A 13,004-nucleotide genomic window follows, 5' to 3' on the forward strand; every position below is an offset into this window, starting at 1 on the left:
GGTCAGACAAACTCATAGTTTTCAGCCTTGGATGAGAATAATTCAGCCATGAGAAAAACCCGTTTGCCGCCGCTGGGTGCGCTGCGCGCTTTCCACGCCGTGGCCGGCTGCCGCAGCTTTAAACATGCCGCCGAGGAGCTGGGCGTCAGCGCGACGGCAGTCAGCCACCAGATCAAGCTGCTGGAGTCGGTGCTGGAATGCCGGGTGTGCGAGCGCAGCGCGCAGGGCGTCAGCCTGACCGAGACCGGCGAGATCCTGTATGCCGGCACCCAGCGCGCCTTTGCCGCGCTGGCGCAGTCCGTCGCCCAAATCACCCGCGCCCGGCAGCCGCCGGCGCTGACCGTCACCACCACCTCCAACTTTCTCACCCACTGGCTGGTGCCGCGCCTGGCGGATTTCAAGGCGGAGTTTCCCGCCATCGATCTGCGCCTGCACACCAGCGTCGAGCGCGTCGATCTCAGCCAGCGCACCGTGGACGTCGCCATCCGCTACCGCGAAATGCCGGAAAGCGATCTGCACTGCACCCTGCTGCATGAGGATCGTTTTATCGTGGTGGCTAGCCCGGCGCTGGCGCTGGAGCGCATCGAAGATTTGCAGCGGGTGACGCTGTTTCACGTGGAGCATCGGCAGGTGCCCGCCGACTCGCCGACCTGGGAGAACTGGCGACGGCGCTACGGGCCGGAAGGATTGAACGTGGAAGCCGGGCTGACCTTCAGTGACGAAACCCATGCGCTGCAGGCGGCGGTGGCGGGCCAAGGGGTGGTGATCGCCAGCCGGCTGCTGGCGCGCGATTTGTTGCAGCGCGGCGTGCTGGCCGCGCCGTTCGAGATGTCGTTGCCCGGCGCCAACTACTATCTGATGACCACCGAGGAGACCGCACAGCGTCCCGATATCATGGCGCTGCGCGCGTGGCTGCTGCGGCAAATGGCGGCGGGCTAACGGCTCTCGGGGGCGATTTCGCCCAGGCGGATCGCCACGCTGATCGCCTGCGCGGTGGTGGCGGCGCCGAGACGCCGGCGAATGCGGCGCAGGTGGTTTTCCACCGTGCGTTCAGACAGGCCGAGCATCGCGGCGATATCCGCCTGCCGCCGGCCGATGGCGGTCCAGCTCAGCACCTCACGCTCGCGCGCCGACAGCCGGCCTTCTTCTTTGCCGGCCGCCGGTTCGAACAGCCGCCGCGCCGCCAGAAAGGCCGCCGAGCCCACGAGCGACAGCGCCAACCGCACCGGCGGCGAGGCGTCGATGCGCTCGCCTCCCAGGCTGACGGCGCCCTCCAGGCCTGCGGGGCCGAACACCGGGATTTGCACGCCGTGCAGGCCCGCGCCGCGCGGCGTGCGCACAATCCGGTAGCGCTCTCCCTGCTGCGCCCGGGTCTTGGTCCAGAAGAACGGCTCGCTGGCCCGCAGCATGTGGCGAGTCACCGGGCAGTGCCGTACGTAGGTCAGCGCATCGACCGCCTCCCCCTCGCCGAACCAGTCGCCTTCGACCCAATAAATATGCTCGATCCCCGCCTCCGCCGTGGCGGAAGCGGAAAACAGCACAAAGCGATCGAAGCCGAACGGCGCGGCGAAGGCGCGAACCCGCCCCTGAATGGCGGACAGGGTTCGCTCGTGGTCCATCGCCAACGCCGTCTGGAAAGCGCGCTGCGCGATCTCGTCGCTCATCGCGTGGCGACGTCGGCCAGCAGCGTCTCCGCCGCCAGTTTGCCGAGGTTGTTGGAAGCCAGCGGGCTGTCGCCGGTCAGCAGGCGCCGATCTTTATGCACCTTGCCGGTGATGTCGGCATTGACGATCTTCACGCCCAGCTCACGCAGGCGTTCGCCCACCAGCCAGGGCATCGGGCCGGGGATATAGCCGATGTCGATGTTGGCGCCGGTATCGAGAGCATCCGGGAACACGCACATCTCATAGCCGCGATAGAGGAAATCGTCTTTGCTCTCGCCAATGCCCGCCGCCAGCAAACCGGCGGGCCCGTGGCACAGCGAGATCACGTAGCGATCGTTGTCATGGGCCCAGTGCAGCGTCTTTTTCACCTCTTCACTGAACGGGATATCATTGAGCACGCCGTGGCCGCCGGGGATGAAAACACCGAGATAGTTGCCGCCATCCAGATCCTTCACCACTTCCGCCAGCTTTTTCGGCTGCTTGAGTTGGCTGCGGTACTTCTCGTAGGTGGCCTTGACCGCTTCATCTTCATGCGGGAACGCCCACATCTCCAGCTTCACCGGATCGCCGGACGGCGTGGCGATGTCGATCTCGAAACCGGCCAGATCCAGGTGATACATCGGCAACAGCATCTCGACCGGGTGGTTGCCGGTGGAGAAGAACTTGCCGTTTTGCATCAGCAGGTAGCGCTCCTGCGAGGCGATCATCAGCACCTTCCACTTGCCGCCGCGATAGGCGTTCGGGTAGCTGGCGCCCGCGAAGTCGGTTTTGGACGAGGTGTACTGGCTGAGGGAGTAAGGCGATGGGAAGAACGCGTTGTCTTCCGCCACATCCGGGGTGGGATTACGATCGTTGGACACTGAATCAGTCATGATTATCTCCATATTCACCGTTGCATTGCCCTTTCAGCTTAAATAACCGCCGGCGGGGCCGCAATGAGGGATATCCCTCAATCACCCTCGCGCTGGCGGCGCTCAAGCGGGGTGCCATAGCCAATAAAAAGCCCCGCCCGGTGAAGGTCGAGGCTCGCTCGCGCCGATCGAGACGGTGGGCAGAGTGATGACAGGGTGCCGAATGCGCCTGCTCATGGCGCGACAGACGCCTTAACGTCGCGCTTGCGCGTTCTTCCACTCCCGCCAAATCGTTTCCAGCCCGGCGCGATACGTCGTGACGGCGAAGTCGGGAAAACGCTGTTTGAACTTGGTCGAGTCGAACAGGTTATCGTGCTCGTAGCGCGGCAGCAGCTCGCGCATCTCTCGCGCCCCGGATGAAAACAGCCCTGCGGCGATCAACGCCCATTTGCCGATAACGGAATATGAAATGTCCTTCCCAAACACCTCGCAGGCCAACGCGGCGAACTGCGCATAGGTGAGCCGCTCGTCGCAGCACGGGAGATGCCACGTCTGGCCGAACGCGTCGGGCGTATTGCCGAGCCGAGCTAACCCGCGGCTGGCGTCGGGCGTCCAAATCAGCGTGCGCAGCCTGTCATCGCGAACCGGCACGCGCGGTTTTTCCCCCGCTTTCAACCTGTCGACGATCAACGCATTGGTGAAGCTCTGCGTTTTCCCCGGCCCATAAAACTCGGGCGCACGGCCGATCAGCACGGGGATCTGCTTGCGCTTCATCTCGTCGAGCACCTTCTCGGTCATCAGAGCGCGCACCCGTCCCTTGCGCCCCCGAGGCGCGAACGGCGTCGATTCCGTCTGCGGCTCGCCGTTCTGCGGATACATATAGGTATTGTCGAAATAGACAAAGGGCACGCCCGCGGTACGGCTGGCGTCCAGCGCATTCTGCAGCATGGTCGGAAATTGTCGCTCCCACAGCGCCGAATCCGGCGGCAAGCCGGCGGCGAAATACACCACCTCGCTGCCCTTCACCGCCGCCAGGGTCTGCTGCGCGTCGAGCAGGTCGGCCGCAACCAGCGTATCGCTGTCGTTGATCTTCTTCGGGTGGCGGCTGACCAATCTTAAATCATCGGTGTGCGCGCGCTTCAGTTCACGCGCCAGCTCTTGGGCAATCTGGCCACTGGCGCCCAGGATCGTTTGCATTGGCGTTCCTCATCGCAATGAAAAAAGCTCCACCCACTCAGGGCGGAGCAAAGGTGCTTTTTCGCGCTTAGCTGTTCACGAACGCCAGCAGATCGGCGTTGACCTGATCGGCATGGGTGGTCGGGATGCCGTGCGGCGCGCCCTTATAGGTATGGAGCGTGCCGTTTTGCACCAGCTTGGCCGAGAGCACACCGGAATCCTGATAAGGCACCACCTGATCGTCGTCGCCGTGGATCACCAGCACCGGAATGGCGATCTTCTTGAGATCTTCGGTGAAATCGGTCTGCGAGAAGGCGACGATGCCGTCATAGTGCGCCTTGGCGCCGCCCATCATGCCCTGGCGCCACCAGTTCCAGATAATCGCCTCCGACGGCTTGGCGCCCGGGCGGTTATAGCCGTAGAACGGGCCGGCCGGCACGTCGTAATAGAACTGCGCCCGGTTGGCGGCCAGCTGCGCCTGGAAATCATCGAATACCGATTTTGGGGTGCCCTGCGGATTGGCGTCGGTTTTTACCATCAGCGGCGGCACCGCGCTGATCAACACCGCTTTGGACACCTTGTCCTCGCCGTGGCGCACGATATAGCGCACCACCTCGCCGCCGCCCGTCGAGTGGCCCACGTGCATGGCACCCTGTACGCCGAGGTGTTTTACCACCGCGGCGACGTCATCGGCATAGTGATCCATGTCGTGCCCTTCCCACACCTGGCTGGAGCGGCCGTGGCCGCGGCGATCGTGCGCAATCACGCGGAATCCTTTGTTCACGAAGAACAGCATCTGGGCATCCCAGTCATCGCTCGACAGCGGCCAGCCGTGGTGGAAATAGATAACCTTGCCGTTTTTGGGGCCCCAATCCTTGTAGAAAATCTCGACGCCATCGCTGGTCGTTACATAACCCATGTCGTTTCTCCCATTTACACTATGGTTAAAAAAGAAGGTTTATACTGCGCACGGCGCCGGGATCTCTGGCTCCCTCATCCCGGTTGGCCGACGATCTTGCGTTGATCGTTTAACGAGTATAGGTTTAAAGTTCACTTTAAGGTCAATAGTGGCCCGGCAAGCGGTATTTCCCACAGTAACGCGATCGGCATCAGGAGTATTCAAGTGCAAGGAGATGACACCGCCACGACGATGGAGCAACGGCTTGCCGCCCAGCGCCACGCCTTCCTGCGCGACGGCGCGCCGACGATGCAACAGCGCAAGGCCGCCCTGCGCCGCTTGCGGAGCGCCATTCTGGCCCAGCGCGCCGCGCTGGCGGCGGCCGTCAGCGCGGACTTCGGCCACCGTTCGCCTTACGAAACCGACATTCTGGAGATTCTGGTCACCGTGCAGGCGATCGATTACCTGCTGCGCAACCTGAAACGCTTCATGCAGCCGGAGCGCCGCCACGTCGCCCTGCCGTATCAGGCCGCACGCGCCTATGTGCAATATCAGCCCAAGGGCGTGATTGGCGTCATGGCGCCGTGGAACTATCCCTTCTCGTTGACCTTCATCCCGCTGGCCACCGCCCTGGCCGCCGGCAACCGCGTGATGCTGAAACCTTCGGAGCTCACGCCGCATACCAGCCGCCTCATCCAAACGATGCTGGCGGCGCGGTTTCCCGCCGATGAGGTCGCCGTCGTGACCGGCGGGCCGGACGTCGGGGCCAGATTCAGCGAGCTGGCGTTCGACCATCTGGTGTTCACCGGCAGCACGGCAATCGGCCGTCAGGTCATGCAGGCGGCCGGCAAACATCTGGTGCCGTTAACGCTCGAACTGGGCGGCAAAAGCCCCGCCGTCATGGCGCGCGGCGCGGTTAACGCCAGAAACGTCCAGAGCGTGGCGTTCGGCAAGCTGTCGAACGCGGGCCAAACCTGCATCGCGCCCGATTACCTGCTGGTTCATCAGGACGATCTGGCAAGCTTCATGGCGCTCTATGACGCGGCGGTTAAAAGCTTTTATCCCGACGGGCCAACCGGCGACGACTACGGCGCCATCATCAACGACAGGCACTACCACCGCTTGCAAGCGCTGCTTGCCGACGCACAGGCGCGCGGCGCGCAACTCCATCCGGTCGGCCATCGCCCGGACTCGGCGTCTGAACGGCCGAAAACCCTGGCCCCCACGCTGGTCGTCGGCGCCCCCGACGACAGCCGGATCATGCAAGAAGAGATCTTCGGGCCGCTGCTGCCGGTGCGCACCTACGCCGCCTTTGATGAAACGATCGACATTATCAACGCCGGGCCGCGCCCGCTGGCGCTGTACTACTTTGGCCCGGCAGACGCGCAGCAGGATCGGCTGCTGGCGCGCACCGCCTCCGGCAACGTCAGCATCAACGCCACCCTGCTGCACTTCGCTCAGGACGACCTGCCGTTCGGCGGCATCGGCCCCAGCGGCATGGGAGCCTGTCACGGCATCGAAGGATTTCGGGCGCTGAGCCACGCCAAAGGCGTTTTCATCCAGAGCCGCTGGCGCTTTACCGACCTGCTGCGCGCGCCGTTCGGCAAGCTGGCGGACGCAGTGCTCGCGTTCATGTTGCGGCGCCGATAACGCGGCGTGTTGACTATCAATAGCACACCCATAAATCGCCGCAAGCTATCACAATATTCACTCATTCCTATTTTATCTCTCCGCCGCCGCTGACTAAGCTTAGCCATGAGTCACCCTTTGCCCGTTGGCGGCGAGGATGACGTAAATCGATTGAGTTCAGTTATTTAGCGCAATACCCGACGCAAGCCTTACCCGCATGCCTTGTTAACCGCTCCACGCCCGGCGGCTGGAGCATCTTTACGGAAGCAGAGAGCGCATTATGACAACTGAAAGCAAATGCCCGTTTTCGGGCGGCAAGCAGCCCGCACCGCAGAACGGCCCCACCAATCAGGATTGGTGGCCTAATCAGCTCAGCCTGAAACCGCTGCATCAGCATTCCCCCCTGTCCGATCCGATGGATAAAGACTTCAACTACGCCGATGCCTTCAACAGCCTCGATCTGGCGGCGGTCAAACAGGATCTGCACGCCCTGATGACCGACTCGCAGGAATGGTGGCCGGCGGACTTCGGCCACTACGGCGGCCTGTTCATCCGCATGGCCTGGCACAGCGCCGGCACCTACCGCATCGGCGACGGCCGCGGCGGCGCGGGCGAAGGCCAGCAGCGCTTCGCCCCGCTCAACAGCTGGCCGGACAACGTCAGCCTCGACAAGGCGCGCCGCCTGCTGTGGCCAATCAAGCAGAAATACGGCCGCAACCTCTCCTGGGCCGATCTGATTATCCTGACCGGCAACGTGGCGCTGGAATCGATGGGCTTCAAAACCTTCGGCTACGCCGGCGGCCGCGCCGACACCTGGGAGCCGGACGACGTCTACTGGGGGTCTGAGAAGATCTGGCTGGAACTGAGCGGCGGGCCGAACAGCCGCTACTCGGGCGACCGCGATCTGGAAAACCCGCTGGCGGCGGTGCAGATGGGCCTGATCTATGTTAACCCGGAAGGCCCGGACGGCAATCCCGATCCGGTAGCCGCCGCGCGCGACATCCGTGAAACTTTCGCCCGCATGGCGATGAACGACGAAGAAACCGTGGCGCTGATCGCCGGCGGCCACACCTTCGGCAAGACCCACGGCGCCGGCCCGGCGTCTCACGTCGGCGCCGATCCGGAAGCGGCCGGGCTGGAAGCGCAGGGCCTCGGCTGGCACAGCACCTTCGGCACCGGCGTCGGCAAAGACGCCATCACCAGCGGCCTGGAGGTCACCTGGACCACCACCCCGACCCAGTGGAACCACGACTTCTTCCGCCACCTGTTCGAATACGAATGGGAGCTGAGCCAAAGCCCGGCCGGCGCGCACCAGTGGGTGGCGAAAGACATCGGTGAAACCATTCCCGACGCCTTCGATCCGAACAAGAAGCGCCGCCCGACCATGCTGACCACCGATCTGTCGCTGCGTTTCGATCCGGCCTACGAGAAGATTTCGCGCCGCTTCTATGAACACCCGGAGGAACTGGCCGACGCCTTCGCCCGCGCCTGGTTCAAGCTGACCCACCGCGACATGGGGCCGCGCGCGCGCTACCTTGGCCCGGAAGTGCCGCAGGAAGAGCTGATTTGGCAGGATCCGATCCCGGCCGTCGATCATCCGCTGATCGACGAGCAGGACATCGCCGCGCTGAAAAACGCCGTGCTGGCTTCCGGCCTGTCGGTGTCCGCGCTAGTCTCCACCGCCTGGGCTTCGGCTTCCAGCTTCCGCGGTTCAGACAAACGCGGCGGCGCCAACGGCGCGCGCATTCGCCTGGCGCCGCAAAAGGACTGGGCGGTCAACCAACCTGCGCAGCTCGCCGCGACGCTGGCCAAGCTGGAGAGCATTCAACGCGCCTTCAACGACGCGCAGACCGGCGGCAAGCGCATCTCGCTGGCGGATCTGATCGTGCTGGCCGGCGCGGCGGGTGTGGAACAGGCGGCGAAGAACGCCGGTTTCGCCCTGACGGTGCCGTTCGCGCCGGGCCGCATGGACGCTTCACAGGAACAGACCGACGTGGACTCCTTCGAGGCGATGGAGCCGCTCGCCGACGGTTTCCGCAACTTCCTGAAGGGCAAATACCGCGTGCCGGCCGAAACGCTGCTGGTCGACAAGGCGCAGCTGTTGACCCTGACCGCGCCGGAAATGACGGTGCTGGTCGGCGGGCTGCGCGTGCTCGGCGCCAACGTCGGCGGCACGCAGCACGGCGTGTTCACCCAGCGGCCGCAGGCGCTGACCAACGACTTCTTCGTCAACCTGCTCGACATGGGCACCACCTGGCACCCGGTCGGTGAAGACGGCCTGTTCGAAGGCCGCGATCGCCGCAGCGGCGCGGTCAAGTGGACCGGCACCCGCGTCGATCTGGTGTTCGGTTCGCACGCGCAGCTGCGCGCGTTGGCCGAGGTCTACGGCAGCGCCGACGCGCAAGAGAAGTTCGCCCACGACTTCGTCGCCGCCTGGAACAAAGTGATGAACCTCGATCGCTTCGATCTGGCGTAACTTAGCGACAGCACAAAGCCCGCCACGGTAAGTCGGCGGGCTTTTTTATTTGAGGGTAAAAAAACCGACGACACAACACATAAAAATGACTAACTGATTGATAAAATTTATAACCCCATGATAGTTTAGGCGATTAAATGCATACAAAGACAATTTAAAAATATTAAAAATCAATTAAATAGGAGTAATCATGGACGATATTAATGTTTACGGAGAAACAGGAATATTTATCATTAAAGAACAAATTTTCAGCAAAAATTGACTCCCGTCCATAGGACACATCTCTCCTTCTGCTGTACAAATCCAGCGCTACGTCTACCAATTGCGTAAGGAACAAGAGGTTTTTTGGGAGGGGCGAAAGATCGACTATACACAGCTCGGCATTTGGGAAAAATTTAAGATACTGATGGGCAACGACTTGGTCAGTAGAGACAAACAAGGGGGCAGCACGCTCTATTCACTGGAGTTCGCCGGATTTGAAACAAGAGTAACGCCTCTGGATGGAGCAAAAGCCCCCCTTCCCGACTTTTTAGGGAAATCCTATAAGATTAACGTACCCACACCTTACATTTATGGCCAAGATCCTATCCCAGAGATGAAGCTCTATAGCAGGAAAGACGTCTCATTCATTATGAGCAACGGTGGACAATCAGCCCCTACTGCAATGGCAAAATACAACAAGACGACCAAGAATCTGATAATGATTCGTACTGAACTAGAAATGAAAAATTTGATGTTATCCTTGAGCAGCGCCAAGGAGCTAAAAAAATGAAGAAAACGATGCTGTTCATTAGTCTGATAGTCATTTATGGTTTTATTGGTTATTTTCTGTACCTCCCAATGGCAAAGCTCTACTTTGCCGGGAAAGCATTGTTTGTTTCTGACGTTGCAGCAACGGTCGTTACCCAGTTCAAGACTGCCGGGATTTTCATTTTGTGCGGTGTCATCATCCTGACGCAGATCGTACTGACAAAAAAATCAAAATCCCTTGGACGATATGCCGTTATCTATAGCACTTGGGTGGGTATCCACTTCGTCTACCTTCTCTTCATCTTGATACTTAAGAGCAAGTTCCTGGAACCTCTCAACAAAATCCCGATGGATGCAATTGCTCTTGAACAGTTTAACCTTGCTGGCCCAGCGCTTATTTCTCTGGTTTTAACCTGTTCGTCGCTATGGCTCGTCAACAAGTCAGGACAATCAGAACGCAATGTCTAAACAACCGAGAATCCTGAATAGTCTACTCAACTGTTACAAAAAGACCTTCACCTACTCAGGCCGCGAAAGCCGTGGGCCTTATTCAATGCTGCTTTTGTGCCAGCACGTTTGGTTTCTGCTTTATCTCGCCGTTATCGCCAGCAAGATGAATGAGATTTCCATTTTCGCGCTTGCGGCGTTTTTGCTGCCTTTGCTAGCGGCCAATGTGCGCCGTTTGCATGATGCGGGTTACTCCGGTGGTTGGTGCCTGACCTAGTTCTGCTTCACACCCTATGTAATGCTGATCTTCGCGCTGTTCCTTCCTGCTAAGAACATCAATAACCCTTACGACGATCGCCCAAACCTGGCGTAAGCCTCCTCAACGGCCTGCTTCGGCGAGCCATGGCTGGCGCTGCGATATTCTCTTTTCTCGCTTATTCGCATTTACTCAACAAGTCATATAAAAATTTGATGGGCGGCAATTCTTTTAATGCTGTATTTATATTTAGAGGGCAATGAAGAACGTAACTTCAGCGCGCTAATACGATATATCCCATCAAGGAGAACACCGTTATGGATTATCCTCGACTCACCTCAACACGCGGCGAGGCGGGCCTAATGACCATCGCCATTCCTTAGCGGCAGCGGGTTTGGCCGGCAAAGGCGCCCTATCGTTTTACGCCATAAAAATAGATGATCTGCACCTGCGCGATATTCGTTCAGGCGTCTGACGTTCGCCCTTCGTTAATGTTTCACGGCGCACGTTGCGTTTTTAGCTTTTATTTTTCAGCCGACGGGAAAGCTCATAGGAAATGACGTTTCACTCAGGAAAATAACCGCTACCTGGAGGTCAACATGCAACATACTATCGGCATTTCTTCTCGTCGGCTGAGGATATCGGCCCTTGCGCTGCTGCTCCCTGCCGTATCATGGGCGGCCGATACGGCGTCTCTTGCCGTGGGGCCGCAATATGACACCACCCATGTCTACGTCGAACGCGGCAAAATGGACGCCTTTGTCGACAGCATCCTGAAAACCTTCGGCGGCACCAGTACCGAACGCGTGCTGGTCAACGTCACGCCCACCCCCAGCGAAACTTACTCCCAGCTGATACTGACGCCGGCCGGCAGCTTCTCGGTGTTCGATTTCAAAACGCCGATCCCGTACCCGTTCGGCGCCGAGCGCAACGGTTTTCTGGTCAGGGATATGGACGCCGCCATCCGGCAGGCCAGGGCCGCCGGCGCCGATGTGCTGGTCGAACCCTTCGACGATCCGATTGGGCGCGACGCAGTGATCCAGTGGCCCGGCGGCGTCAACATGCAGCTCTATTGGCACACCAAAGCGCCCAACTACAAACCGCTGCTGAGCCTGCCGGAAAACCGCCTGTACCTCTCCGCTTACCGCATCGATGACTTCCTGAAAAGCTATCAGACGTTCTCGCACGGCAACGTGGTGAGCGACGAACAGGTCAGCGATGCGGCGATCGGCCGCAACGATAACGGCAAAATCCGCCAGATCGAACTGGACTCGCGCTTTGGCAAAACGCGCATTTTCGTCACCGATGGGCATCTGCCTTATCCGTTCGGCCATGAGCGCACCGGCTATGGCGTCGAGGATCTGCAGGCCACGCTGGCCAAAGCGACGGCCACTGGCGCGCAGGTGCTGTGGCGTTCGACGGCGGCGGAACGCCGCGCCTCGGCGCTGGTGCGTTTCCCCGGCGGCTACATCGCCGAAATTCACCAGACGGCTAAATAAACCCAAGGCGCGCTGCGGCGCGCTTTTTTCTTCGGATATTCATGATGAAACGCACGCTACCCGCACTGTTGCTGTTTTCCACGCTCCCCGCGCTGGCGGCGGAGCCCGTCGCTTCCCCCTGGAAAAACATCCCGTTGGGCGATGCGGCCACCTTATCTTTCGACGGTTCACTGCGCGAGCGCTATGAATGGACGGATCAACGGGATCTGAATGGCGGACGCGACGACACTTTCATGCAGCGCTTGCTGGTTGGCGCGCGCCTCGACTACGGCGACTATTTCGGCGCCTATGTGCAAGTGGGATCGTCGCTGGCCACGCCGCGCGATCGCGGGCGCAAGCCGACCGACGAAGATCATGCCTACCTCGGCCAGGGCTATGTGGATATGAAACTGCCCACTGCCTACGGCCTCGGCACCCTGCGGGTCGGCCGCCAGGAGATTGCGCTGGGCTCGCTGCACCTGCTGGGCACCCGCGACGGCCCCAACGTGCGCCGTTCCTTCGATGCTATCCGCGCCAGCTGGGTCAAGGATAAAAACCGCCTCGACGCCTTTATCGGCCATCCTGTCACCCTTAAAACCGGCAGTTTCGACGACGATACCGACAACAGCCAAAAGGTGTGGGGGCTGTACGGCACCACGCCGCTGACGCCGCTGGCGTCCTCGCTCGATCTCTACACCTTTGGCTTTGAGGATAACGATGCCCACTACGCGCAGCTCAGCGGACAAGAGCGGCGCTATACCGTCGGCGCGCGCATTTTCGGCGCGGCGCAGGGGTTCGACTGGGATAATGAAGCCGCCTGGCAGTTCGGCAGCGCAGAGCAGCGTGATATCCGCGCCTGGTCGGCGTCGGCGCACGCCGGCTATACGGTGAGCGACTGGCGCTGGCAGCCGCGCTTTGGCGGCAAGATTGGCATCGCCAGCGGCGATAAAAACGGTCACGATGGGCAGCTTAACACCTTTAACGCCATGTACCCCAAGCTGCCCTACCTGACCGAGAACGGGCTGGTGGCGCCGGCTAACCTGATCGCTATCCATCCTTCGGTCACGATTACGCCGTGGCAAACCCTGGCCATCGACTTCAGCTGGGACGCCTTATGGCGGCAACGCCGCGAGGACGCCTTCTACCTCGGGCCAATGCGCCCGGTGAAAGGCAGCGGACAGGGCTCGCGCTTTATCGGCAACCAGTACCAGGTCGAAACCACCTGGATGCCGAGAAGCGATCTCCAGTTCAAGGTGGCCTACGTCTACTTCGACGTCAGCAACAGCCTGCAGCAACATGCCGGGCTGAAAAACATGAACTTCGTGCTGGCGCAGGGCACCTACAGTTTTTAAGTATCAGGTAAGTTAATTGGTGTACGC

Annotated in this window: 12 protein-coding genes; 8 read left to right on the plus strand and 4 right to left on the minus strand. The window is 60.7% G+C overall.

Going from position 1 to position 13,004, the window contains the following annotated elements; translation table 11 throughout:
- Positions 1 to 48 precede the first annotated feature (48 nt).
- Positions 49 to 939 (plus strand): LysR substrate-binding domain-containing protein, encoded by an 891-nt coding sequence (locus ACTJJ6_RS04710; protein ID WP_049299770.1) that lies wholly within the window; start codon positions 49 to 51, stop codon positions 937 to 939.
- Here the strand turns inward: ACTJJ6_RS04710 and ACTJJ6_RS04715 are convergent.
- The 4 genes from ACTJJ6_RS04715 to ACTJJ6_RS04730 all read right to left on the minus strand — a co-directional run bounded on the left by ACTJJ6_RS04715 (position 936) and on the right by ACTJJ6_RS04730 (position 4,610).
- Positions 936 to 1,664, minus strand: coding sequence for a PA1136 family autoinducer-binding transcriptional regulator (locus tag ACTJJ6_RS04715; protein WP_049299771.1), 729 nt, complete (start codon positions 1,662 to 1,664; stop codon positions 936 to 938). The two genes, ACTJJ6_RS04710 and ACTJJ6_RS04715, sit on opposite strands and share 4 nt — an antisense overlap.
- Positions 1,661 to 2,536: a glyoxalase III HchA gene (gene hchA / locus ACTJJ6_RS04720; RefSeq protein WP_164053038.1), complete on the minus strand. Its 876-nt coding sequence runs from the start codon at positions 2,534 to 2,536 to the stop codon at positions 1,661 to 1,663. The genes ACTJJ6_RS04715 and hchA overlap by 4 nt, the downstream gene beginning before the upstream one ends.
- 231 nt (positions 2,537 to 2,767) lie before the next feature.
- Positions 2,768 to 3,712 (minus strand): NAD-dependent epimerase/dehydratase family protein, encoded by a 945-nt coding sequence (locus ACTJJ6_RS04725; protein WP_016927062.1) that lies wholly within the window; start codon positions 3,710 to 3,712, stop codon positions 2,768 to 2,770.
- A gap of 67 nt (positions 3,713 to 3,779) precedes the next feature.
- The gene (locus tag ACTJJ6_RS04730; RefSeq protein WP_049299773.1) at positions 3,780 to 4,610 is read right to left on the minus strand and encodes an alpha/beta fold hydrolase; all 831 of its coding nucleotides are present in this window, start codon (positions 4,608 to 4,610) and stop codon (positions 3,780 to 3,782) included.
- A 204-nt stretch (positions 4,611 to 4,814) separates the two neighbouring features.
- Here ACTJJ6_RS04730 and ACTJJ6_RS04735 point away from each other — a divergent pair, with 204 nt between their 5' ends.
- From ACTJJ6_RS04735 to ACTJJ6_RS04765, 7 genes are all read left to right on the plus strand, one after another.
- Positions 4,815 to 6,239, plus strand: coding sequence for a coniferyl aldehyde dehydrogenase (locus tag ACTJJ6_RS04735; protein WP_240430003.1), 1,425 nt, complete (start codon positions 4,815 to 4,817; stop codon positions 6,237 to 6,239).
- Between the two features lie 259 nt (positions 6,240 to 6,498).
- Complete coding sequence (gene katG / locus ACTJJ6_RS04740; RefSeq protein ID WP_143778301.1) at positions 6,499 to 8,694, plus strand: catalase/peroxidase HPI; 2,196 nt, start codon at positions 6,499 to 6,501, stop codon at positions 8,692 to 8,694.
- A 322-nt stretch (positions 8,695 to 9,016) separates the two neighbouring features.
- Positions 9,017 to 9,466 carry a hypothetical protein gene (locus ACTJJ6_RS04745; RefSeq protein ID WP_197758458.1) on the plus strand — a complete coding sequence of 150 codons (450 nt, stop codon included), beginning with the start codon at positions 9,017 to 9,019 and terminating at the stop codon, positions 9,464 to 9,466.
- Positions 9,463 to 9,912: a hypothetical protein gene (locus tag ACTJJ6_RS04750; RefSeq protein ID WP_193842900.1), complete on the plus strand. Its 450-nt coding sequence runs from the start codon at positions 9,463 to 9,465 to the stop codon at positions 9,910 to 9,912. Before ACTJJ6_RS04745 ends, ACTJJ6_RS04750 begins: the two co-directional genes overlap by 4 nt.
- On the plus strand, positions 9,905 to 10,168 hold the full coding sequence (locus ACTJJ6_RS04755; RefSeq protein ID WP_440803198.1) for a DUF805 domain-containing protein: 264 nt from the start codon (positions 9,905 to 9,907) through the stop codon (positions 10,166 to 10,168). The genes ACTJJ6_RS04750 and ACTJJ6_RS04755 overlap by 8 nt, the downstream gene beginning before the upstream one ends.
- Positions 10,169 to 10,746: 578 nt before the next feature.
- Positions 10,747 to 11,646: a VOC family protein gene (locus ACTJJ6_RS04760; RefSeq protein ID WP_033639885.1), complete on the plus strand. Its 900-nt coding sequence runs from the start codon at positions 10,747 to 10,749 to the stop codon at positions 11,644 to 11,646.
- Positions 11,647 to 11,687: 41 nt separating this feature from the next.
- Positions 11,688 to 12,977, plus strand: coding sequence for an alginate export family protein (locus ACTJJ6_RS04765; RefSeq protein ID WP_143778302.1), 1,290 nt, complete (start codon positions 11,688 to 11,690; stop codon positions 12,975 to 12,977).
- Positions 12,978 to 13,004: the final 27 nt, after the last annotated feature.

Origin of the sequence: Serratia sp. 22278 (assembly GCF_052045405.1) — a bacterium.
Classification (GTDB): Bacteria; Pseudomonadota; Gammaproteobacteria; order Enterobacterales; family Enterobacteriaceae; genus Serratia; species Serratia marcescens.